Raw genomic sequence first — 21,642 nt, forward strand, 5'->3', positions numbered from 1 at the left:
GTCTTTGAGCCGGGAACCCGTCATGATCCAGAAGACCATCCTCAACGACACCCACCGCGCGCTCGGCGCCAAGATGGTCGACTTCGGCGGCTGGGACATGCCGATCAACTACGGGTCCCAGATCGAAGAGCACCACCAGGTACGTCGCGATGCCGGCATGTTCGACGTCAGCCACATGACCGTGGTCGATCTGCGCGGGGCGCGCACGCGCGAGTTCCTGCGCCGGCTGCTGGCCAACTCGGTGGACAAGCTGAAGAGTCCGGGCAAGGCCTTGTATACCTGCATGCTGGACGAGCGGGGCGGAGTCATCGACGATCTGATCGTCTATTTCATGGCCGACGACTTCTTCCGGTTGGTGGTCAATGCCGCCACCCGCGAAAAGGACCTGGCCTGGATCCGGCAGCAGGCGGCCGCCTTCGAAGTCGAGGTCGGCGAACGGTCGGATTTTGCGATGATCGCGGTACAGGGCCCCAACGCGCGCGCCAAGGTGCAGACGCTGCTACGCGAATCCGACCGCGCAGCCGCCGGCAAGCTCGGCCGCTTCGCCGCCATCGAAGCGGTCACCGGCGATGGCGTGCCGCTGTTCCTGGCCCGTACCGGCTACACCGGCGAGGACGGCTTCGAGATCGTATTGCCCCAGGCCAGTGCGGTGGCGTTCTGGAATGCGTTGCTGGAAGCCGGCGTCAAACCGGCCGGCCTGGGCGCGCGCGACACGCTGCGGCTGGAAGCCGGCATGAACCTGTACGGCCAGGACATGGATGAATCGGCGACGCCCTACGAAGCGGCGCTGGCGTGGACGGTCGCGCTGGACGAAGGCCGCGACTTCATCGGTCGCAGCGTGCTGGAACGGCAGAAGGCTGCCGGTGCGCCGCGCCAGTTGATCGGTCTGGTGATGGACGAAAAAGGCGTGCTGCGGCATGGCCAGAAAGTGCTGACCGCCAATGGCGAGGGCGAGATCCTGTCGGGTACCTTCTCGCCGACGCTGGGCAAGGCGATCGCGTTCGCGCGCGTGCCGGCCGGCGCTCCCGGCGACGTGCGGGTGGACATCCGCGGCAGGGAAGTGCCGGTACGCGTGGTCAAGTTCCCGTTCGTCCGCGAGGGCCAGCCGCAACCGGGAGTGCTTGAGTGAGTGCGGGCGCGCAAGTCGACTATTACTTCAGCCTGGTATCGCCGTACGCCTATCTGGGCCATGCGGCCTTTCTTGACCTGGCGCATCGCCACGGTGCGACGGTGGCCTACCGGCCGGTGCGCCTGCTGGAAGTCTTCGCTGCCGCTGGCGGAGTGCCGCTGGGGCAACGGACGCCTTCGCGCCAGCGCTACCGGTTGCTGGAACTGCAGCGCTGGCGGCAGGCCCGCGGACTGCCGCTGAACCTGCATCCGGCATTCTTTCCGGTCGACGGTTCGCTGGCCGACTGCGCGGCGATCGCGCTGACCCGGCTGCAGCGCGATCCCGAAACTTATATCCGCGATGCGTTCCGTGCGGTGTGGGTGGACGAACGCAACCTGGCCGACCGGCAAACGATTGCCGAACTGCTGGCCAGGGCCGGCCATGATGCCGACGCCGTGCTGGCGCTGGCATCGGGCGAAGCGGTGCAGGCCGCCTACCGCGCCAATACCGAAGCGGCCGCTGCCGCGGATCTGCCCGGCGTGCCCGGCTACGTGCTGGCCGGCGAAGCGTTCTGGGGACAGGACCGCATCGAGATGCTCGGGCAGGCGCTGCAGAGCGCCCGCCCCCCTTACCGCGCCCACTGAAATCCGTTGCCGCCTTCCCCCGGCGATTTACTCCGCTAAACTACCCACCCGTTCCCCGCCCACACGCAAAAACCGGAGTGCCAACATGAGCGAGATTCCCGGCGATCTCAAATTCCTCAAATCCCACGAATGGGCCCGCGTTGAAGGCAACGGCCGCGTCACGGTCGGCATCTCCGACCATGCGCAAGGCCTGCTGGGCGACCTGGTCTACGTCGAACTGCCCAACGTCGGCGACCGCATCGAAGCCGGCAACGCCAGCGCGGTGGTCGAGTCGGTCAAGGCCGCTTCCGACGTCTACAGCCCGCTCACCGGCACCGTGGTCGAGGTCAACACCGCGCTCGCCGACAAGCCGGAAACCATCAACGAAGACGCCTATGGCGAAGGCTGGATCTTTGTGCTGGAAATCGAGGACCCGGACCAGATCAACGATCTGCTGGGGCCGGACGACTACGCCGAGTTGCTCGAAGACGAAGACTGAAATCCCAGGGTCTTCCTGCGCCACGACCGGCCGCCTTGTGCGGCCGGTTTGCTTTGCGGCGTATGCCGGCGATGGCCGCTTTCCGAATCCTGCCCACGGCGGCGCCGTGCCTGCCGACGAACGGTAGGCGAATGCATCCGGCTGCCGTTGAGCCACCGGTTTGCGCCGCATGCCTCGATGCCGCCTTGGCGTCGGCTTTGCGCGCATGCGAATGGCTCGCATCGGAGCCGGGCGTTTGCGGACGGCATGGTTCAACCCGCCAGCGTCGAACAGCGCCGGTAGCGAATGCGACGCCCGGTTTGCGGGCGTCAAAAAACTCGCGCCGGCGTGTCGCCGCCGCCGCCGCCGATGCGGATCGGGATGCGACTCGCGCGCATCGATACCTGCCGGCAGTGCCGCGCGAAGGCAAAAAAGTTCGCGCAAATTCGCGCAATCGGGCTTGTGCGACGCGAAATCGGCAATCGGAAATCACTTTTTTTTTAGCTGCCGTTTAGGACGCCGAAGCGGCCTGGCGAAGTAGCGGCACAAGCAAGCGCCAGCCGTAGGCAAGGCGCGTTGTGCCGAAAGGAAAATAAAAAACGCCTAGTTTTATAGGTGTTTTTTTTCTGCGCGAAGATGCGGGTGCGGCCGCGTTCGGCGAAGGCGCACGCGCAGCGCGCCTTCGCCATGGGCGGACGACCGGTAGCTGCCGTCGACGCGGTAAAAAAAAGTTTCGCAAAACAGTTGACACCTTGAAAAAGCGTGATTAGGTTTCGCCCAGCAGAAGATGCCTGCGAAAGCGAGTGAGCCGGATCAACACGACAGCGCGAGAGACAATAGCGCCAACCGTCCAAGCCAAAGCCATGGTGGACGCAGGCCTCGCTTCCCCCGAGAAAACGCATTTCGCTTCCGACAACGCACCCGTGCCGCTCTGCGACGCGGGTGTTTTCGTATATGTGAGGGGCCATGATTCGGCGGTGCCGGCCCCTATCCAATCCGTACCGGTGCGCCTGGCGTGCCGGCGGCTGCCTGCGGGTCCGACTCCCGCGGCGCTCTTGCAACTGGGCCTGCCTCCGGGCAGAAATGCTGTAAGCAGACGTAACAATCCATAGTTCATTGACGAGGAGCCATCACATGGCAACGAAGAAAGCTGCGAAGAAAAAACCGGCCGCCAAGAAAGCCGCCAAGAAGGTCGCCAAGAAATCGGCAGCCAAGAAGGCAGTGAAGAAGGCCGCCAAGAAGGTCGCCAAGAAGGTCGCCAAGGCCAAGAAGGCGGTGAGAAAGGTCGCCAAGAAGGCTGCCAAGAAAGTAGCCAAGAAGCCGGCGAAGAAGGCCGCCAAGAAGTCGGTCAAGAAGGCTGCCAAGAAAGTAGCCAAGAAGAAGCCAGCCAAGAAGGTCGCCAAAAAGGCTGCCAAGAAAACCGCCAAGAAGGCTGCCAAGAAAGTAGCCAAGAAGAAGCCAGCCAAGAAGGCTGCGAAGAAGGCCGCCAAGAAGCCTGCCAAGAAAGCCCGAAAGAAAGCGGCCCCGGTCGCGCTGCCGGCAACCCCGGCTCCGCTGATCTAAGCCAGCCCCGATTAGCCGTATCCATCAGACTCTCTCCCCGTGCCCAGCGGGGAGGGAGTTTTTTTATGGCCGGCGGTGTAGCCTTGCCGCAGGTTCTACGGGCAGGCCGCAAGGGGCGGAGCGATGAAACTGTTGAAATGGTTGCTGGGAATTCTGTTGCTGCTGGGCCTGTTGCTGGTGGCTGGCGGCCTGTTGCTTCCGGCCAGTACGCATGTCGAACGGACCACCGTCATCGAGCGGCCGCCGGCGGAGGTGTTTGCCGTGCTCGACTCGTTCCAGCGCTTCAATCAATGGTCGCCGTGGGCAGAGTACGACCCGGACGCGGCCTACACATTCGAGGGTCCAAGCCATGGCGTGGGCGCGAAGATGAGCTGGGTTGGCGACCGTTCGGTCGGCAGCGGCAGCCAGACCATCCGCGAAAGCGTTCCCCACAGCCGTATCGTGGTGGCGCTGGAGTTCGGCGGGGATGCGTCCACCGCCAGCTATGCGCTGGTCCCGGAGGGCAGCGCCACCCGGCTGACGTGGAGTTTCGATACCGAACACGGTTTCAACCCGTTCGCGCGCTGGATGGGGCTGCTGTTCGAAAAGATGGTGGGTGGCGACTACGAAAAAGGCCTGGCGAAGCTGAAAGCGCTGCTGGAAAGCGAACCGCGATGAACCAGGCTGCCGGTGCCGGCAGCTCGATTCAATCGGGAGAGGCGGCGGCGCGGGTTGCTGATCTGCCGCTGTCGTTGACCGGCGCGGCGGGCCCGGCCATCAGCAGCTCATCGGTCAGCGGCGTATCCAGCCACGGCTGAAGCGGAAGCCCCAGGGCCTTGTCGAGGATGGTCGGCAACAGTCCGGAAGGGACGTTGCTGTCGCCGTTCCACAGGATTGCCACGCCCAGGTCCCGTTCCGGCACCATCGCGACCAGGCCGCGGTAGCCCTGCACCGCGCCGGCATGGAAAACCACCTTCTGTCCGCCGTAGTCGAACACGCGCCAACCCAGCGCATAGCTGGCCGAATAGATCCGCTCCCGCCGCCAGCCGGCGCGCATTTCGCTGGGGGTGGCGATGATTGGCGCATGCAGCGTGGCCAGCAGCGGCGCCGGCAGTACGTCGGGGCGATGGCCGGTCTGCGCCAGCAGCCATTGCGCCATGTCGCTGGCGCTGGCGTTGACGCCGGCGGCGGGCGCCAGCCGGTAGTAGGTGGGCTTGGGCGTCAGCGATACCCAGCCGTTGCGGCTGCGCACATGCGGGCGCGCCCAACTCGCGCTGCTCTGGATGCCGGCCAGACCCATGCTGGCATCGTTCATGCCCAGCGGCTTGAACAGCCTGCGCTCGACGGCCTGTTCGTAGAAGCTGCCGCTGGCGGCGAACACCACGTCGCTGATCAGGCTGAAGGCGACGTTCTGGTAGGCATAGCACTGCCCCGGCGCGCAGGTCAGCGGCGCGGAGGACAGCTTCTGCGAAACGTGGTAGTACTCGGCATTGGCCTCGATATCCCTGTCGAAGGCGTTGTAGTTCTTCAGCCCGACCCGATGGCTCAGCAGATCCGCAACGGTGACTCGCCGCGTCGCCCATGGGTCGCTGAGCTGGAAGCCGGGCACGTAATCGCTGACCTTGCTGTCCCAGCGCAGCGAACCGTCGGAAACCAGCAGTCCGGTCATGGTGCCGGCGAAGGCCTTGGACAGCGACGCGAGCCGGAACACGGTATGCGAATCCACCGGCTGCGGATTGACCACATCGGTCACGCCGTAACCACGGGCGCTCAGCACGCGGCCGTTCTGCACGATCGCCATCGCCAGGCCCGGTACGCGGTGGCCGTAGGTCAGCTCCTCGGCCATCGCCTCGAACATGCGCACATCGAATCCCTGCGCCGGCGGCAGCACGCGTTGCTGGCTCAGCGCAACCTGGTAGGCGCGCGGTTGGGTCGGCGATTCGTAGTGCGGCGCGGAAGCGACCGGCGAGGGATTCCAGTTGGACGGCGTCTGTGCGGTGGACGACAGCGCCAGCGGCAGCAGCATGCCCGCCAGTCCCATGCGCACCGATTGCAGCCTGCACCGGATAAGCTTGTCTTTCATCGTGCGCGTGGCCTGCGTAAGCTGTAGCTGTCCGGATAATAGCTCCGCACTTTCTGATTGCACAAACGGGGAGAAGTTCCATGTCCATCTTGTTCATCTTGTTGATGATTGTCATTGGGTTGGCCGTGGTCGTCGGTTTGTGGGGCGTCGGCATCTACAACGGCCTGATTACGGCCCGCAACGCCTTCAAGAACGCCTTCGCCCAGATCGACGTTCAGCTTCAGCGCCGTTTCGACCTGATTCCCAATCTGGTCGAAACCGCCAAGGCCTACATGAGCCATGAGCGGCAGACGCTGGAAGCGGTGGTTGCCGCGCGGTCGGCGGCGCAGTCCGGCCTGGCCGCGGCCAAGGCCAATCCGGGCGATCCGGCGGCCATGGCGCAACTGGCCGCCGCCCAGGGCCAGCTGAATGCGGGCCTGGGGCGGCTGCTGGCCATCGCCGAGGCCTACCCGGATCTGAAGGCCAACCAGAACATGATGCAGCTCACCGAAGAGCTGACCAGCACCGAGAACAAGGTCGCGTTCGCCCGCCAGGCCTACAACGACGCGGTGATGGCCTACAACATCAAGCGCGAGGTATTTCCGGCCAGCCTGATCGCCGGCGCCTTCAACTTCACCCCGGCCGCGCTGCTGGACATTCCGGCCGACAAGGCGGAAGTGCGCGAAGCGCCGAAAGTGCAGTTCTGAGCGACCGGGAATCGGGAATGGGGAATCGGCGGAGCACCTGGCTGGCTTCGGCCGCGCTTCGGGATTGCCCTGAACCATCCATGGCACCGGCCTCCTCCCGATTCCCGACTCCCGATTCTCCACTCCCGGCTTTCCGATGAACTTCTTCGAGCACCAGGCGGCCGCGCGCCGCAGTTCCACGCGGATGATCGTGCTGTTCGCGCTGGCGGTGCTGGGCATCGTGGTGGCGGTGGACGTGGCCGTGGTGGTGGTGTTCGGCGGCCTGCGCGGCGCCAGCGGCGGCTCGATGGTGGGCCTGCTGGCGTTCGCCACGCTGGCCACGGTGGCCGTCATCGGCCTGGGCTCGCTGTACCGGCTGGCGTCGCTGCGCGGCGGCGGCGAGACGGTGGCCCTGCAGATGGGCGGCAGCGAGGTGCCGGAAAACACCTCCGACCCGCAGCTGCGCCGGCTGCGCAACATCGTCGAGGAGATCGCCATCGCCTCCGGGGTTCCCGCGCCCAAGCTGTATGTGTTGGAGCATGAGAGCGCCATCAACGCCTTCGCCGCCGGCTATTCGCCCTCCGATGCGGCGGTGGCGGTGACCCGCGGGGCGCTGGAACGGCTCAACCGCGACGAACTGCAGGGCGTCATCGCCCACGAATTCAGTCATATCCTCAACGGCGACATGCGCCTGAACATCCGCCTGATGGGCGTGCTGTTCGGCATCATGATGCTCAGCATCATCGGCCAGCGCGTACTGATCTACGGCCGCGCCGGACGCGGCCGGGAAGGCCAGGCGGTATTGATCGTCGCGTTGGTGGCGATGATTGTCGGCGGCATCGGCCTGTTCTTCGGCCGCATGATCAAGGCCGGTGTCAGCCGCCAGCGCGAAATGCTGGCCGATGCCTCGGCGGTGCAGTTCACCCGCCAGACCGTCGGCCTGGCGGGCGCACTGAAGAAGATCGGCGGCCTGCACGAGGGTTCGCAGCTCAGCGACAAGGGCAAGGCCGAGGAGGTCAGCCATATGCTGTTCGGCGAAGGCGTGGCGTTCTCCAGCCTGTTCGCCACCCATCCGCCGCTGATCGAGCGCATCCGCAAGCTTGACCCGCTGTTCAACCCGCAGCAGTTGCAGGAGCTGTCGCGGCGCTGGTCGGTGGCGCCGCCTGACGGGCTGCAGGAAGACATCGCGATGGGATTCGCCCCGGCCCAGCCTTCATCGCGGCCGGTAGCGATGCCGCAGCCGCTGCCGGCGACCATGCACTCGCTCGACATCACCCCGCCAATGGTGGCCGCGCAGGTGGCCACGCCGGCCCAGGACGACTATCGCCGTGCCCACACGCTGGTGGAAACGCTGACCCCGGCGCTGCGCACGCTGGCCCGCCAGCGCGATCAGGCGATGCCGCTGTTGCTGGCGCTGCTGCTGGACGATGGCGAGGGAATCGCCGGCAAACAGCGCGTCGAAATCACGTCGCGAATGGGCGAGGCCATCGCCCGCCAGGCCGCGGAGCTGCGCCAGCAACAACTGCAGGCATTGCATCCGATGCTGCGGCTGCCGCTGGCCGCACTGGTGTTTCCGGTCCTGCGGATGCGCCCGCGCCCGCAACTGGAAACGTTCCTGGACACGGTGGAAGCGGTGGTGCATGCCGATGGCCAGGTGTCGCTGTTCGAATACTGCCTGGCGCGGCTGTTGCAGGTGCAACTGCGCGAATCGCTGGACCCGGCGCGCTATGCCAGTTTCGGACGGCGCAAGCCGGGCAACGTCAAGCGCGAGTTCGCGATTCTGCTGGCGGTGGTGGCGCAGGCCGGTCATGCGGAACCGGCAGAAGCACAACGCGCCTACCTGGCCGGATTGCAACGGATATTGCCGCGCGATCATATGCCGTATGCGCCGCCTGGCCAGGGCGTGCAGGCGCTGGATGAGGTGTGGGAGCCGCTGGACGCGCTGGACCCGCTGGCCAAGCAGGTGATGGTGGAAGCCATTACCGCCGCCGTCAGCCACGATGGCCGCGTCAGTGTGGCCGAGGCCGAGCTGTTGCGTACCATCTGCGGCGTGCTGCACTGCCCGCTGCCGGCCATGCTGGAGCGGAGCTAGGCTGAGCGTCGCCCCCCCTTTGTAGGAGCGACGTAAGTCGCGATGAAGCTCTCATGGGAAAGCCCATCGCGACTTACTTCGTTCCTACAGTCAGCCGTCCTGAGCCCTACAGCGGCGTCCTGCCGCGGATCAGATCCGCGGCGCGCTCGGCGATCATGATGACCGGGGCGTTGGTATTGCCACCGATCAGCGCCGGCATCACCGAAGCGTCGACAACGCGCAGGCCATCGACGCCGCGCACCCGCAGTTGGGCATCCACCACCGAGCCGTCGTCGCTGCCCATCCGACAGGTGCCCACAGGGTGGTAGACGGTCTCGGCCTTGGCGCGAACGAAGTCGGCCAGTTCGGCATCGGACAGGTCCATGCGCGCCGGAAAAATCGGCGCGCCGCGATAATCGTCGAAGGCCGCTTGCGCGAACAGCTCGCGCGACAACCGGGCGCATTCGACCATCATCTTCAGGTCGAAGCCCTCCGGATCGCTCAGATAGTTCGCCTCGATACGGGCCGCAGCGCGCGGATCGGCGCTGTCGAGGGTTATCCGCCCGCGGCTGCGCGGGCGCAGGAAGCATGCGTGCAGCGTATAGCCGTCGCCGGCCAGGCGATTGCGGCCATGGTCGTCCAGCATCGCCGGGACGAAATGCAGCTGGATGTCGGCTCGCCCGTCCGGCGCCAGCGGCGAGCGCACGAACGCGCCAGCCTCGGCGATGTTGCTGCTGCCCGGGCCGCGGTGCCCGCGCAGGAAGTAGTCCAGGGCGGTCCTGATTTCGCTGGTGCGGTCGTAGCTGACGGGTCGGGTGCAGTGCTGCAAGGTGCAGATGTCCAGGTGGTCCTGCAGGTTCTGCCCGACCTGCGGCGCGTCCACCTGCACGCCTATGCCATGTTGGCGCAGCTGGGCAGCCGGGCCGATGCCCGAAAGCATCAACAGCTGCGGCGAATTGATCGTGCCGCCGCACAGCAGCACCTCGCGTTCGGCACGGACCTGGATCTCGCGGCCGCGGCGGGCATAGGCCACGCCGATGGCACGGCCGTTTTCCAGCAGCACGCGCCGCACCAGCGCGCCTGTGACGATATGCAGATTGGGCCGGCCGCGGGCAGGATTGAGATAGGCCACCGCACTGGAGCAGCGCGCACCGTCCTTCTGGGTGACCTGATAGAAGCCGAAACCGGCCTGGTGGGGGCCGTTGAAATCATCGTTGCGCGCGTAGCCCGCCTGCGCTCCGGCCTCGACGAACGCCGCCGACAACGGATTGGTGTAACGCAGGTCCGAGACGTACAACGGGCCATCGCCGCCATGCAGCGCATCGGCTCCCCGCGCGTTGCGCTCGGAGCGCTTGAAGTACGGCAGCGCGCTGTTCCAGCCCCAGCCCTCGGCGCCGTTGCCGGCCCAGTCGTCGTAGTCGGCGGGAACGCCGCGGATATAGCACATCGCATTGATCGAGCTGGAACCGCCCAGTACCTTGCCGCGCGGCCACCACAGGCGGCGGTTGCCCAGTTGCGGCTCCGGTGCGGTGTCGTAATTCCAGTTCACCCCTTTCTGCCCCACCAGCTTGGCCAGCCCGGCCGGCATGTGGATGAACGGGTGCCAGTCGCGCGGGCCGGCTTCCAGCAGCAGCACACGGCAATTCGGGTCTTCGGACAGGCGGTTGGCCAGCACGCAGCCGGCCGAACCGGCGCCGATGATGATGATGTCGTACACGCAGCAACCTGTTCCGAAGACCGGCCGAAGCTAGCCGGCGGGGGTAGAGCAAATGCTCGGCGCGATGCCGTACGCATTCGAACCGCCGCAAACGCATGGTTCTGGAACACGGCGGGCCATGAAACCGCTGGCGATGTTGCAGTGCATCGGATACCGTGCGCGCGTAACGACGGCGAGGTTGCGCGCGAATGTGGGCTGACAATCACCAAAACAGGGGCAGGGTGCCCGCTTGAACGCTTCAGCCGGCACACCGCACGCGCTGGAACGGTTCCGCGCCGCGTTGCGCGAGTCGCCACCGCTGTTCTGGTCGTTCCTGTATTTTTTCTGCCTGCTCAGCGGCTATTACGTACTGCGGCCGGTGCGCGAGGCGATGGGAGCCTCGGCCGACGTGCAGGCGATCTTCCCGCCGGCCATGATCGAGTTCTTCGCCGCGCGCGGGATGGCGCTGAAGGACTTCACCCTGCAGGTGCTGTTCACCTGCACCTTCATCATCATGCTGCTGCTGCAGCCGGCCTACGGTTGGCTGGTCAGCCGCTACCCGCGGCGCGTGTTTCTGCCGGCGGTATACGGCTTCTTCATTGCCACCCTGCTGGTGTTCTATGTGTTGTTCGACAGCGGGGTGCCGGGTCGCGGCATGGCGTTCTTCCTGTGGATTACCGTATTCAATCTGTTCGCGGTGGCGGTTTTCTGGAGTTTCATGGCCGATGTGTACAGCAACGCCGAGGCGCGCAGGTATTACGGCTACATCGGCGCGGCAGGGACCATTGGCGCCATTCTCGGTCCCATCCTCACCCGCACCTTCGTCGAACGCATCGGCATTGCGAACCTGATGCTGGTGTCGGCCGGCTTTCTTTTCGCCTGCATCGTCTGCCTGTTGCGCCTGCGTCTGTGGGCGGTGGCACGCGAGCAGGAGCGCCGCACCGCCAGCGGCGAGGTCCCGATGGGCGGCGAGATCCTGGCCGGCCTCAAGCTGGTAGCGCGCGAGCCATTGCTGCGCTGGATGGCGGTGCTGGTGGTGATGGGCGTGGGCGTGGGCACGCTGCTCTACAACGAACAGGCAGCGATCGTGCGCAAGTTCTATCCCGATGCGCAGGCCGCGACCGCCTACTACGCCAGCATCGATCTTGCGGTGAACGCGCTGACGCTGACCGTGCAGTTGCTGGTGACCCGATGGCTGATGTCGCGCTTCGGCATCGCCCCAGCCCTGTTGATTCCCGGCGCTGCAATCATACTGGGCTATGCGGTGCTGTCGGCCTCGCCGCTGCCGATGATCGTGGCCATCGTCCAGGTGGTCACGCGCAGCAGCGAGTTCTGCCTGGCCAAGCCGGCGCGTGAAACCATCTATACCCGTGTTGGCCGCGAGTGGCGCTACAAGGCCGGCGCGGCGATCGATACGGTCGTCTACCGGGGCGGCGACCTGAGCTTCGTCTGGCTGCACAAGCTGCTGTCGGCGTTCGGTTCCAACGTGGTGTTCGGGGCCGGCCTGCTGATCGCCGCCGGCATGACTTTCGGCGCATGGCGGCTGCTGCGCGAGGAGTCCAAGCTGCCTTCCGAACGCGCCGCCTGAGCGGCGCCTACCGGAGTTTCTTATGACTTCACGCCGCGACTTCCTGGCCGCCGGTTCCGTTGCCGCCGCCTGGATGGCGTTGCCCGGCGCCGCCCGTGCCGTTGGCCGGAAATCCGCCGGACCGCTGGACATTCTGATCCTGGGCGGTACCGGTTTCCTTGGCCCGCATTTCGTCGAGGCCGCGCGCAACCGCGGCCACAAGCTGACCCTGTTCAACCGCGGCAAAAGCAATCCCACCCGCTTCAGCGGCGAGGAGTTCCAGGACATCGAGCAACTCAGGGGCGACCGCAAGAGCGATCTGGCGGCGCTGGAAGGCGAGCGGCGCTGGGATGCGGTACTGGATACGTCCGCCTACCTGCCGGCCGATGTCAAGCGCTCGGCCGAACTGCTGGCCCCGCGCGTGGGCCAGTACCTCATCATCTCGTCCATTTCGGTCTATGCCGACAACAGCACGCCCCATGCCGACGAAACCGCGGCGGTGGCCACGCTGGCGGACCCTACCGTCACCGAGATCACCGGCGAAACCTATGGCGGCCTGAAGGCATTGTGCGAACAGGCGGCAGAAGCGGCCTTGCCCGGCCGTACCACCGTGGTCCGGCCCGGCCTGATCGTCGGCCCCGGCGATACCACCGACCGCTTCACCTACTGGCCGGCGCGCGCGGCGCGCGGTGGCGAGATTCTTGCGCCAGGTGCGGCCGATAATCCAACCCAGGTCATCGACGTGCGCGATCTGGCCGAATTCCTCGTCCATCTGTTCGAGACCCGCAACTTCGATGTCTTCAATGCCGATGCGCCGGCCGGCAAGCTGACGATGGGCGCCGTGCTGGCGGCCTGCCAGAAGGCCGCTACGGAGGCCAACCGGATCCAGTGCGTGCGTGCGCCTTGCGAGCAGCCGGCAGCAGCCAGCTCCAGCGTGACCTGGGTGCCGGCCGGTTTCCTTGAACAGCAACAGGTCAGCGCCTGGCAGGACATGCCAGCCTGGATTCCGCCGACCGGCGAATACGCGGCATTCGGCCTGCGCAGCACGGTCCGCGCGCAGGCGGCGGGGCTGAAGTACCGGCCGCTGGAAGCCACCGTACGCGACACGCTGCAATGGTGGCTATCGTTGCCGGAAGAACGCCGCGCCAAACCCAAGGCCGGTATTTCCCCCGAACGCGAGGCCGAGGTGCTGAAAGCCTGGCATGCGAGCGCCAAGCCGTAGCAACGCGATCTGCGGCGGGGTACGAGAGCCGTGGCGTTCCCGCGGTGCGGTGCCTGCCATCGAGCCATGCCAGGAAAGGTCCGGGTTTCCATATGGAGGGTTTGCGGTAGCCATTCCTGCGGTTGAAAGCCGCCGGGACGCAGATATGCGAGCAGGTTTCTGGGCGCCGCCGCCCACTGGCGCTATGCTTGCCGCAAATCCGCGTGGGGAGATTCGCATGAGTTTGCTTGCCTGTGCACTGGTGCTGCTGGTCGCGCTGCTGCACCTGTACTTCCTGGTGCTGGAAATGTTTTTCTGGACCAAGCCGCTGGGGCTGAAGACCTTCCGCAACACACCGGACAAAGCGGAAATCACCCGCGTATTGGCCGCCAATCAGGGCCTTTACAACGGCTTTCTGGCCGCCGGCCTGGTATGGGGCCTGGTCACAGCGCAGTGGAACGTGGTGCTGTTCTTCCTGGGCTGCGTGATCGTCGCTGCGCTCTATGGCGCATACAGCGTCAACAAGCGCATCTTTTTCGTACAGGGCGTCCCGGCCATTGCGGCAATGGCGGCTGTGCTGGTGGCCTTTTGAACCAGCCCGCTCTTGTAGGAGTGATGTCAGTCGCAACAGTCCGTCAGCAGAGCCCACAGCGACTTGCCTGCCCGGCATGGCGGAGTCGCTACCCGGACAACAGCGGCAGCGCGAACAGCAACGCGCCCAGTACGAACAGCGCGGTCAGTATGTGCACCAACGGTCTATTGATGCGCAGGAATACGAACTGTTCGATGGTGCGGCCAACCCAGAACAGCGACATGAACCCCAGCAGCGCATTGCCTAGCGGCGTGCGTAGCAGATCATCGGTAAAAACGAGGCATGCGGCGCCGGCGCCGGCAAAAACGTAAATCAGCCGCAGATTGAGAATCTGGGTGACTGCGCGGGTGGCGACATTGGTTTCAGAAAGAGCGCGAGGCCATTGGAACAGCTTCCAGAACGCCAGATGGAACAGCGCGAAGCCAAAGCTGTGTAGTCCCGCCAGCTGGATCAACAGTTGTTTGGACATGCCGGCCCTCCGACCGTTCGGAGCGCCTCAACTGGCACGCGGTTTCGGCGACACCCACATCGAAATGCGGGCGCGGAACACTATCTCATCCTGCGGGTTGCTGATCGACACGAGCATCGGCAGTTCGTAGCCCTCGGAAGAGTCCTGCGGTACGAACTCCGGCGTGGCGACGGCGCGCATCGTGCCGACCGCCTTTTTCAGGTACTCCACTGTCATGCCCTTGGGAATCCAGCGCATCGAGGCCGGAATGCTGACATCGGTGGTCAGCCCGCCGATGAATTCGGCCAGGTTGCACAAGGCGATGGCGTGCACGGTGCCGAGGTGGTTGGTGACGCTGCGGCGATGCGCGATGGCCGCCTCGCCGCGACCGGGTTCCAACAGCATCATGCGCGGCCGGATGCTGGCGAAGTACGGTGCCTTGAAGCAGATCAGGCGCGAGAACATCCAGTTGCCGAACGGCTTGCGGCTGAGCTTGCGGTAGATCTTCAGGACGTTGGCGCTCATCGGAGGCTCGCTTTCAGGCCCCTCCCTTGCGCAGCAGGGGAGGGGGAAGGGGTTGAGTCCGGGGGCGGGATTGTTCCCGGCCGAAATGGAATATCCATCGAGCATGCGAAGCGGACGCCGCAGCCGATGCGGCTTCCTTTCGGAAACACGCCTGGCTCCGGCTTGCCCTTTCCCGACCTTCCCCCTGCTTCGCAAGGGGAGCGGCGATCAGGCCGCTTCGCGCGGCTGGCGCTTGTGCTGCGGCAGATCGTAGTAGCTGGCAGCACGCAGTTCATGCACGTCGAAATCATCCACGGTGATGGTTTCCAGCGTGATGGCGCGCAGCTCTTCCAACTGCTTGCGCTCCTCCACGGTGATCCAGCCTTCGCGCACGCCTTCGTCCAGTTGCGCGCCGTAGTCCAACGCCTCGATGCCCTTGGTCTTCAGCGCCTTCAGGAACTTGCGCTCCACCGGCTCGGCGGCGATGGCGGTAGCCAGATAGCTGGCGATGCGGCCACCCGGGTTGTTGGCGCACGGGGTCAGAAACACACCATGGGCCAGGCGTTCGCGTGCTTCGTTGGGCGCCATCAGCAGCGCCGCCACGCGGTGACCCAGGCGGTCGCCGGGCGCTTCGGCGCGACGGCCCCATGGGAAGATCAGCGCCCACATCAGCCAACCCACCGGACGGATCGGGAAGTTGCGCAGCGCGGCCGACAGCGCCAGTTCGATCTTGTGCACACTGTCGTGGAAGGCCCAGGCCAACAGCGGCTGATCGGCCTGTGGCGCGCCTTCGTCGTGGTAGCGCTTGAGCATGGCGCTGGTCATGTAGATGTGGCTCAGCACATCGCCCAGGCGGCCGGACAGCGACTCCTTGAACTTCAGCTTGCCGCCCAGCGTCAGCATCGATACGTCGGCCATCAGCGCCAGGTTGGCCGAATAGCGATCCAGCTTGCGGAAGTAGCGGCGGGTGTAGTCGTCGCCCGGCGCCGAACCGATCTTGGCGCCGGTCAGGCCGAACCAGAACGAGCGCACCGCGTTGGAGATCGCAAAGCCGATATGGCCGAACAGGTTGCGGTCGAACTCTTCCACGCCGGCCTTGAAGTCCGGGTTCTGCGCGGCCTTCATTTCCTTCATCACCCATGGATGGCAGAGTATCGCGCCCTGACCGAAGATCAGCAGGCTGCGGGTCATGATGTTGGCGCCTTCCACGGTGATGGCGATTGGCGCGGCCTGCCAGCTGCGGCCGGCGAAATTGCGCGGCCCCAGGATGATGCCCTTGCCGCCGATCACATCCATCACATCGCTGATGACTTCGCGGCTCATGGTGGTGCAGTGGTACTTGGCGATCGCCGACGGCACCGATGGCACGTCGCCGCGGTCCACCGCCGCCGCCGTGGCCTGCGACAGCGCGCTGATCGCGTAGGCCTTGCCGCCGATGCGGGCCAGCGCTTCCTCCACGCCTTCGAAGCGGCCGACCGACAGGCCGAACTGCTTGCGAATGCGCGCATAGGCACCGGTCACCACCGCACCGGCCTTGGCGCCACCGCTGGCGGTGGAAGGCAGGGTGATGGAGCGACCCACGGCCAGGCATTCGTTGAGCATGTTCCAGCCCTTGCCGGCCATCTCCACGCCGCCGATCAACTGGCTCAGCGGGATGAACACCTCGCGGCCGTGGATGGGACCATTCTGGAACGGCGAGTTGAGCGGGAAATGGCGGCGGCCGATCTCCACGCCTGGGGTGTCGCGCGGCAGCAGCGCCAGCGAGATGCCGATGTCCTGGGTATCGCCGATCAGGCCATCCGGGTCGTACATGCGGAAGGCCAGGCCGATCAGCGAGGCGACCGGCGCCAGCGTGATGTAGCGCTTGTCGAAGGTCAGCTTGACGCCCAGCACGTTGGCGCCGTTCCAGTCGCCCTTGCAGACGATGCCGTAGTCGGGAATCGAGGTGGCATCGGAACCGGCGAACGGTCCGGTCAGGCCGAAGCAGGGTACTTCCTGACCGCTGGCCAGGCGCGGCAGGTAGTAGTCCTTCTGCTCCTGGGTGCCGTAGTGGTTCAGCAGCTCGCCCGGGCCCAGCGAGTTGGGCACGCCGACGGTGGAGCTGACCACGCTGGAAACCGAGGCGATCTTCTGGATCACCTTGTGATGCGCCAGCGCCGAGAAACCCAGGCCGCCGTACGCCTTAGGGATGATCATGCCGAAGAACTTGTTCTTCTTGATGAAGTCCCACAGTTCCGGCGGCAGGTCGGCGTGGACGTGGGTGATTTCCCAGTCGTTGGTCATCCGGCACAGCTCTTCGACCGGGCCGTCCAGGAACGCCTGTTCTTCGGCGGTGAGCTGCGGCTTGGGATAGTTCAGCAGCTTGTTCCAATCCGGGTCGCCGGTGAACAGTTCTCCCTCGAACCCAACCGAACCGGTTTCCAGCGCAATGCGCTCGGTCTGCGACAGCGGCGGCAGCACCTTGCGGAAGAACTTCAGCAGTGGCGAAGTGATCAGTGGCTTGCGGATGGCCGGAATCAGCAGCGGCACCGCAATCAATGCCACGAAGATTGCGGCGATGGCCGTGGCGATCGGGTTGGCGCCCACCAGCCAGCAGGCGACCAGCAGAGTTGCGGTGATGGCCGCCCAGTACGCCAGCCGCAGACGGTGGTAGGCGGCAAAGGCGCCGACCAGCAGGAAGGCGATAAAAGGGGCGACAATGCTCATGGACTTGCTCCGGGGACGGATTCGGTGGCAGCGGGTTCGGTGAAGCCGGATTCGATGGTGGCGCTGGTTGTGCGCAGATCCGCCAGATATTCCAGCACGGTGGCGGTAAACGCATCGTTGTCGTCGCCGGCCACCATATGAGTGGCCTGCGGCAGATGGACGTGGCGCGCATGCGGTGCCAGCGTCCTGAATTCCTCGACGGTCTGCTCCGAGACCAGATCGCTGCGGCCGCCGCTGATCAGCAGTATCGGGCAGCGGATACCGCGTGCGGCTTCCGCGATGGCGTCCTGGTGCTGTTCGCTGTCGCGCGCCAGTTCGTCGACCAGGCGCGGGTCCCAATGCCAGCGCCAACGTCCGTCATCGCCTTCGCGCAACAGTTCGCGCAGTTCTTCGGGCGACTTGCGCGTGCGCCGGTGCGGCAAATAGGCGGCAATGGCGTCGCTGGCGTGCTGCAGAGAATCGAAGCCTTCCGGGAAGGCGGTCATGAAGCCGAGAATGCGCTGCATGCCGGCCGATTCCCAGCGAGGGGTGATATCCACCAGCACCATGGCGCTGAACAGGCCCGGCCAGCGCGCTTCGGCGATGAGTCCGAACAGGCCGCCCATCGAAGCGCCGACCAGTACCGGGGCCGGTGAGCATTCGCCTGCCACGATGATCAGATCGTCGGCGAACTGGTCGCCGCTGTAGGGCTGATCCGGCGCGTTGCGCTGCGATTCGCCATGGCCACGCGCGTCGTAAGCCAGCCCTGAGTATCCCTTCGCGGCCAGTGCGCTACCGGTTCGTTGCCAGGCGTTGCGGGTCTGGCCGAAGCCATGGGCATAGAGCAGGCGGGTTTGCGGCTGCAGCGGAATGGCCGCCGGGAATGTTCCTGCAGACAGCTTCAAGCCATCGGCGCCGATCAGGCCGGTGCGCGGAACGCTGGTTGCCGGTGTCGAATTGGCCAGGAGCTCAGCAGGAGGAAGGGATGTCACCATACGGTCTAGTATGGGCATCCGGATTTAGAGTAGTCAATCGGTTTATTGCCCAGTGAAGCAACGCAAGCATTTGATTTTGAAGATTTTGTGTTGCGTTGCAGCAAACGTACCGCAACAAACCTCGCCGTATGGTTAAATGCGGTTATGAGCACGCCTGCCGCCCGTGAAGACCAACCGACCTCCCCCCGCACCGCGCGCCTGAGCGCGGAGGATTGGGCGCAAGCCGCGCTGGATCTGATCGCGGAACAAGGCGTATCGGCGGTGGCAGTGGAGCCGCTGGCGCGCCGGCTGGGCGTGACCAAGGGCAGCTTCTACTGGCATTTCCCGTCGCGCGACGCCTTGCTGCAGGCGGCGCTGGAGCGCTGGGAGGTGGTGGAACAGGAAAGCGTGTTCGGAAGCCTGGAAAAAGTCCCCGACCCGCGTGAGCGCCTGCGTGCGCTGTTCCAACTGGTCGGTCACGAAGTGAAGCCGCATATCATCTACAGCGAACTGCTGAAGGCGCTGGACCACCCTGCGGTGCAGCCGGTGATCGACCGCGTTTCGCAGCGTCGCATGGACTATCTGATCGCGTCGTTCCGGCAGGCCGGCCTGGGCAGGACCGATGCCTACCATCGCGCGCGGCTGACCTATGCAGCCTACGTAGGCTTCCTGCAGCTGTCGCTGCAGTTGCAGCAGCCGCGCATGACGCATGAGGAATTCGAGGCTTACCTGGAACATGTGATCTCGACGTTGATTCCGGCCTAGCCATCGCGCAACGCCGGCTTGTTCATGACGGCAGGTCGGGCGTTCCGTTGAGCGCGGGAACCACCGCACCGCCGCCGCGCTTCAGTTCAGACAGCCTCGCCACCACGTAAGCCAGCAGGGCCACCACGAAGAACGCCAGCAGCATCCAGGCGATACCCTGCAAAGTCTCGATCACCGTACGGTAGACCTCCAGCACCCAGCGTTCCGGAGTCAACGCGATAATCTTCGCTTTCTCCGCCCATTGCGGGGCGGTGATATAGCGCTCCAGCTCATGGATGCGCACGCCGGAGGAGATGCCGACCACCAGGATTGCGAACTTCATGTACTGCAGCCAGGCCGCACTGATGCTGTCGGCGATGATGCGGCTGAGAATGCGTTCGATGGATTGCGAGAATGCGCGACTGACCGCCCAGGCGACGGTGGCGGACAACAGCAGGGTGACGGCGAGCAGGGTCAGGAACATGGGGTGTCCACAGGTCAGGAAAGAGGTCGGAGCTACGCGGGTCCTGGTTGCGCTTGTCGTTTGCCGCCGCGCCATTCTTCCTGCCGTTCCACATATCCGGCCCGATCCAGGTAGCGGAAGATTGAACGCACGGTGATGACGGGGTAGTCACCCGATAGCCGGGTGACGACCGGATGGTCGGTGAAATCGGCATTTGCCGAGAGCAATCCGCCCAGTACGCGCCTGGAATAGGGGATGTGAATCGTGTCCGGTAGGAAACCGTCGCTGCGGGCGAAAGCGTAGGCGGTGGCGCGGTCGTACACGGCGCGGTCGGCCAGTGCGGACGCCATCATCTCGACGAGCCAGGCGGTGGAATTCTGATAGTCGCCGCTGCCGGGACGTGCGATCAGGTTGTAGCGCGGATGGTGCAGGCTGTGGCGCGGCATCTGCTTCAGGCGTTCGCTCAGGCGTTCCGCCGCGTGCGGCTTGAACCAGACGATGCGCAGATCCTGGTTCACCAGATCATCGGAGAAGAAGTTCACCAGTCCCTGCGCATAGAGCCCGGAGCGGTCGCTGCCGCATTCGTTGAGCAGGTGCACCACCGTCCAGCGGCCATGCGCGTGGTCGCGCACGACGAAGCCGGCATGGCTGTAGACCAGGCCTTGTTTGGACAGGTCGGTACCGACGCGTGCGATCAATGCGACCGGCGCATCGACCTCATCCAGTGCCGCCGCCGCCAGCAATGCGGTGCGTGCCGCAGCCTCCAGCTTGTGCGGCGCGACTTCCTGCTGCTGGCAGCCGTTGCCTGCGTTGGCTGCCGCAGCCATCAGCAACAGACCCGACAGCAGCATCGCGGAGCAAGTGCGTGCCATGGCTCACCCGCCGTAGCGATGGCTGTGGATATGCGGGCGCACGCTGTCGTTGGCGATAAAGCACAGCGCTTCGCCGGCCGCGCTGATGATCCAGCCCGTCGCCACTGCAGCGACGCTGACCGCGGTGCCGACCGCGATGCCCAGCCGGCGCACGGCGTCCACCGACAGGTAGACCACGAACGAGGCACCCGCGCCGGCCACTGAGATCGTGACCGCCACGCTGCCGGCCGCTGCGCCGATGCCGGACACCACCGCCGAAGCGCCATGCCCCAGCGCATGCACGATGGCCACTGGCACCTCCACCGACGCGGCGAGGCTCGCTTGCGAATGGCGGCTGGCGCCATCGGATTGCGGGACGCTGGCGGCCGGGGCCGACCAGCCTGTCAACAGGCAGCCGGCGAAGGCGAGCAGCAATGGAACGGGACGGGATGTCGTGCTGGCCATACGGGTTCCTCCTTGGACGCCGCAGAATGGGGGCCGGTGTCATCTGCTTGCAACGAGCGTCGACGAGGTAAGCTCTGATGCAACAACCAGTATAGGAATACGATACCCATGGCGGTCTCTGTCGATCTGATCGATGCGTTGAAGCGCTGTCTGCGTGCGCAGGACATGACCTATCGGGATCTGGCGGCGCAGATCCGGCTTAGCGAAGCGGCGGTCAAGCGGATGTTTTCGCGACGGGCGATGAGCCTGCAGCGGCTGGAACAGATCTGCGATGCGCTGGACGTGGGCCTGGCCGAGTTGAGCGCCGAGGCCAGCCGCGGTCGCAAGGCCATGGCCCAGCTCAGCGAGGCCCAGGAGCAGGCGCTGGTTGGCGAACCAGCGCTGCTGCTGGCATTGTTCCTGACCCTCAACCGCTGGCGACAGGCCGATGCGCTGGCGCATTTCGGCTTCACCCCGGCGCAATGGACCGCATTGCTGGTCAAGCTGGACCGGCTGGGCATCATCGAACTGATGCCGGGCAATCGCGGAAGGGCGCTGACCGCACGCAATTTCCGCTGGCGTGCCGATGGCCCGATGGAGCGCTATTTCCGCCACACGCTGCTGACCGACTACTTCGCTGACCCGTTCGATGGCGAGCAGGACGCGTTGCTGTTGCTCAGCGGCGCGCTGAGCATCGAAGGGGTCAGGCATGTGCGGCAGCGGCTGGAGGAAGTGGCCCGCGAGTTCGATGCATTGCTGGCGCGCGACGCCACGCTGCCGGCCGAAGAACGCATCGGCGTCAGCCTGGTGCTGGCGCAGAAGCCGTGGCTGTTGCAGCTGTTCCAGCCGTATCGCCGGCCACGGCAGCAATAGATCTCCTAGCGGCGCCCTTTCCCCCTACTC

21 protein-coding genes are annotated in these 21,642 nt (G+C 65.4%); 12 read left to right on the plus strand and 9 right to left on the minus strand.

Features of this window, described 5'->3' with window-relative positions; genetic code table 11:
- The first annotated feature begins 22 nt into the window (after positions 1-22).
- The 5 genes from gcvT to CRO39_RS07045 all read left to right on the plus strand — a co-directional run bounded on the left by gcvT (position 23) and on the right by CRO39_RS07045 (position 4,429).
- A complete protein-coding gene (gcvT, locus tag CRO39_RS07025; RefSeq protein WP_097121152.1) occupies positions 23-1,129 on the plus strand; it encodes a glycine cleavage system aminomethyltransferase GcvT in 1,107 nt (368 codons plus the stop codon).
- Complete coding sequence (locus CRO39_RS07030; protein WP_097121153.1) at positions 1,126-1,752, plus strand: 2-hydroxychromene-2-carboxylate isomerase; 627 nt, start codon at positions 1,126-1,128, stop codon at positions 1,750-1,752. The genes gcvT and CRO39_RS07030 overlap by 4 nt, the downstream gene beginning before the upstream one ends.
- An 85-nt stretch (positions 1,753-1,837) precedes the next feature.
- The gene (gene gcvH / locus CRO39_RS07035) at positions 1,838-2,230 is read left to right on the plus strand and encodes a glycine cleavage system protein GcvH (RefSeq protein WP_097121154.1); all 393 of its coding nucleotides are present in this window, start codon (positions 1,838-1,840) and stop codon (positions 2,228-2,230) included.
- A gap of 1,113 nt (positions 2,231-3,343) precedes the next feature.
- Positions 3,344-3,772, plus strand: a complete 429-nt coding sequence (locus CRO39_RS07040; RefSeq protein ID WP_097121155.1) for a histone — start codon at positions 3,344-3,346, stop codon at positions 3,770-3,772.
- A gap of 123 nt (positions 3,773-3,895) precedes the next feature.
- Complete coding sequence (locus CRO39_RS07045) at positions 3,896-4,429, plus strand: SRPBCC family protein (protein ID WP_097121156.1); 534 nt, start codon at positions 3,896-3,898, stop codon at positions 4,427-4,429.
- Between the two features lie 28 nt (positions 4,430-4,457).
- Here CRO39_RS07045 and CRO39_RS07050 read toward each other — a convergent pair whose 3' ends face one another.
- Entirely contained in the window at positions 4,458-5,834 is a 1,377-nt protein-coding gene (locus CRO39_RS07050) for a serine hydrolase domain-containing protein (protein ID WP_097121157.1), read from the minus strand.
- 80 nt (positions 5,835-5,914) lie between these two features.
- Between CRO39_RS07050 and CRO39_RS07055 the strand changes: the two genes are divergently transcribed.
- Both CRO39_RS07055 and CRO39_RS07060 read left to right on the plus strand, forming a co-directional pair.
- Positions 5,915-6,520, plus strand: a complete 606-nt coding sequence (locus CRO39_RS07055) for a LemA family protein (protein ID WP_097121158.1) — start codon at positions 5,915-5,917, stop codon at positions 6,518-6,520.
- A 136-nt stretch (positions 6,521-6,656) separates the two neighbouring features.
- The gene (locus CRO39_RS07060) at positions 6,657-8,591 is read left to right on the plus strand and encodes a M48 family metallopeptidase (protein WP_097121159.1); all 1,935 of its coding nucleotides are present in this window, start codon (positions 6,657-6,659) and stop codon (positions 8,589-8,591) included.
- A gap of 106 nt (positions 8,592-8,697) precedes the next feature.
- On the opposite strand, the gene CRO39_RS07065 is transcribed toward CRO39_RS07060, so the two are convergent.
- Complete coding sequence (locus CRO39_RS07065) at positions 8,698-10,287, minus strand: GMC family oxidoreductase (protein WP_097121160.1); 1,590 nt, start codon at positions 10,285-10,287, stop codon at positions 8,698-8,700.
- A 229-nt stretch (positions 10,288-10,516) separates the two neighbouring features.
- Here CRO39_RS07065 and CRO39_RS07070 point away from each other — a divergent pair, with 229 nt between their 5' ends.
- The 3 genes from CRO39_RS07070 (at position 10,517) to CRO39_RS07080 (ending at position 13,626) form a co-directional block, all read left to right on the plus strand.
- A complete protein-coding gene (locus tag CRO39_RS07070; RefSeq protein ID WP_097121161.1) occupies positions 10,517-11,854 on the plus strand; it encodes an NTP/NDP exchange transporter in 1,338 nt (445 codons plus the stop codon).
- A 22-nt stretch (positions 11,855-11,876) separates the two neighbouring features.
- A complete protein-coding gene (locus tag CRO39_RS07075) occupies positions 11,877-13,055 on the plus strand; it encodes an NAD-dependent epimerase/dehydratase family protein (protein ID WP_141400740.1) in 1,179 nt (392 codons plus the stop codon).
- Positions 13,056-13,272: 217 nt separating this feature from the next.
- Positions 13,273-13,626, plus strand: a complete 354-nt coding sequence (locus CRO39_RS07080) for a DUF1304 domain-containing protein (RefSeq protein WP_097121162.1) — start codon at positions 13,273-13,275, stop codon at positions 13,624-13,626.
- An 88-nt stretch (positions 13,627-13,714) separates the two neighbouring features.
- Here CRO39_RS07080 and CRO39_RS07085 read toward each other — a convergent pair whose 3' ends face one another.
- The 4 genes from CRO39_RS07085 to CRO39_RS07100 all read right to left on the minus strand — a co-directional run bounded on the left by CRO39_RS07085 (position 13,715) and on the right by CRO39_RS07100 (position 18,258).
- Positions 13,715-14,095 (minus strand): hypothetical protein, encoded by a 381-nt coding sequence (locus CRO39_RS07085; protein WP_097121163.1) that lies wholly within the window; start codon positions 14,093-14,095, stop codon positions 13,715-13,717.
- Positions 14,096-14,122: 27 nt separating this feature from the next.
- Complete coding sequence (locus CRO39_RS07090) at positions 14,123-14,599, minus strand: hotdog fold domain-containing protein (protein WP_097121164.1); 477 nt, start codon at positions 14,597-14,599, stop codon at positions 14,123-14,125.
- Between the two features lie 207 nt (positions 14,600-14,806).
- A complete protein-coding gene (locus CRO39_RS07095; RefSeq protein WP_097121165.1) occupies positions 14,807-17,284 on the minus strand; it encodes an acyl-CoA dehydrogenase in 2,478 nt (825 codons plus the stop codon).
- Positions 17,281-18,258 carry an alpha/beta fold hydrolase gene (locus tag CRO39_RS07100; RefSeq protein ID WP_097121166.1) on the minus strand — a complete coding sequence of 326 codons (978 nt, stop codon included), beginning with the start codon at positions 18,256-18,258 and terminating at the stop codon, positions 17,281-17,283. Before CRO39_RS07100 ends, CRO39_RS07095 begins: the two co-directional genes overlap by 4 nt.
- A 144-nt stretch (positions 18,259-18,402) precedes the next feature.
- On the opposite strand from CRO39_RS07100, the gene CRO39_RS07105 reads away from it, so the two are divergent.
- On the plus strand, positions 18,403-19,002 hold the full coding sequence (locus CRO39_RS07105) for a TetR/AcrR family transcriptional regulator (protein WP_097121167.1): 600 nt from the start codon (positions 18,403-18,405) through the stop codon (positions 19,000-19,002).
- Positions 19,003-19,024: 22 nt separating this feature from the next.
- Here CRO39_RS07105 and CRO39_RS07110 read toward each other — a convergent pair whose 3' ends face one another.
- The 3 genes from CRO39_RS07110 to CRO39_RS07120 are packed head-to-tail and all read right to left on the minus strand — an operon-like array spanning position 19,025 to position 20,760.
- Positions 19,025-19,465, minus strand: a complete 441-nt coding sequence (locus CRO39_RS07110) for a hypothetical protein (protein ID WP_097121168.1) — start codon at positions 19,463-19,465, stop codon at positions 19,025-19,027.
- A gap of 32 nt (positions 19,466-19,497) precedes the next feature.
- A complete protein-coding gene (locus tag CRO39_RS07115; protein WP_097121169.1) occupies positions 19,498-20,316 on the minus strand; it encodes a DUF2145 domain-containing protein in 819 nt (272 codons plus the stop codon).
- Between the two features lie 3 nt (positions 20,317-20,319).
- On the minus strand, positions 20,320-20,760 hold the full coding sequence (locus CRO39_RS07120; RefSeq protein ID WP_141400741.1) for a hypothetical protein: 441 nt from the start codon (positions 20,758-20,760) through the stop codon (positions 20,320-20,322).
- Positions 20,761-20,868: 108 nt separating this feature from the next.
- Between CRO39_RS07120 and CRO39_RS07125 the strand changes: the two genes are divergently transcribed.
- Entirely contained in the window at positions 20,869-21,612 is a 744-nt protein-coding gene (locus CRO39_RS07125; protein WP_097121171.1) for a helix-turn-helix domain-containing protein, read from the plus strand.
- Positions 21,613-21,642 lie beyond the last annotated feature (30 nt).

Source organism: Pseudoxanthomonas wuyuanensis, from assembly GCF_900215535.1.
GTDB lineage: Bacteria > Pseudomonadota > Gammaproteobacteria > Xanthomonadales > Xanthomonadaceae > Pseudoxanthomonas_A > Pseudoxanthomonas_A wuyuanensis.

Bases quoted from the DNA above. Each gene is read 5' to 3' on its own strand.
- gcvT (WP_097121152.1), top strand. From the start codon at position 23: ATGATCCAGAAGACCATCCTCAACGACACCCACCGCGCGCTCGGCGCC.
- gcvH (WP_097121154.1), top strand. From the start codon at position 1,838: ATGAGCGAGATTCCCGGCGATCTCAAATTCCTCAAATCCCACGAATGG.
- CRO39_RS07040 (WP_097121155.1), top strand. From the start codon at position 3,344: ATGGCAACGAAGAAAGCTGCGAAGAAAAAACCGGCCGCCAAGAAAGCC.
- CRO39_RS07045 (WP_097121156.1), top strand. From the start codon at position 3,896: ATGAAACTGTTGAAATGGTTGCTGGGAATTCTGTTGCTGCTGGGCCTG.
- CRO39_RS07050 (WP_097121157.1), bottom strand. From the start codon at position 5,834: ATGAAAGACAAGCTTATCCGGTGCAGGCTGCAATCGGTGCGCATGGGA.
- CRO39_RS07055 (WP_097121158.1), top strand. From the start codon at position 5,915: ATGTCCATCTTGTTCATCTTGTTGATGATTGTCATTGGGTTGGCCGTG.
- CRO39_RS07060 (WP_097121159.1), top strand. From the start codon at position 6,657: ATGAACTTCTTCGAGCACCAGGCGGCCGCGCGCCGCAGTTCCACGCGG.
- CRO39_RS07075 (WP_141400740.1), top strand. From the start codon at position 11,877: ATGACTTCACGCCGCGACTTCCTGGCCGCCGGTTCCGTTGCCGCCGCC.
- CRO39_RS07080 (WP_097121162.1), top strand. From the start codon at position 13,273: ATGAGTTTGCTTGCCTGTGCACTGGTGCTGCTGGTCGCGCTGCTGCAC.
- CRO39_RS07085 (WP_097121163.1), bottom strand. From the start codon at position 14,095: ATGTCCAAACAACTGTTGATCCAGCTGGCGGGACTACACAGCTTTGGC.
- CRO39_RS07090 (WP_097121164.1), bottom strand. From the start codon at position 14,599: ATGAGCGCCAACGTCCTGAAGATCTACCGCAAGCTCAGCCGCAAGCCG.
- CRO39_RS07095 (WP_097121165.1), bottom strand. From the start codon at position 17,284: ATGAGCATTGTCGCCCCTTTTATCGCCTTCCTGCTGGTCGGCGCCTTT.
- CRO39_RS07100 (WP_097121166.1), bottom strand. From the start codon at position 18,258: ATGGTGACATCCCTTCCTCCTGCTGAGCTCCTGGCCAATTCGACACCG.
- CRO39_RS07105 (WP_097121167.1), top strand. From the start codon at position 18,403: ATGAGCACGCCTGCCGCCCGTGAAGACCAACCGACCTCCCCCCGCACC.
- CRO39_RS07110 (WP_097121168.1), bottom strand. From the start codon at position 19,465: ATGTTCCTGACCCTGCTCGCCGTCACCCTGCTGTTGTCCGCCACCGTC.
- CRO39_RS07115 (WP_097121169.1), bottom strand. From the start codon at position 20,316: ATGGCACGCACTTGCTCCGCGATGCTGCTGTCGGGTCTGTTGCTGATG.
- CRO39_RS07120 (WP_141400741.1), bottom strand. From the start codon at position 20,760: ATGGCCAGCACGACATCCCGTCCCGTTCCATTGCTGCTCGCCTTCGCC.
- CRO39_RS07125 (WP_097121171.1), top strand. From the start codon at position 20,869: ATGGCGGTCTCTGTCGATCTGATCGATGCGTTGAAGCGCTGTCTGCGT.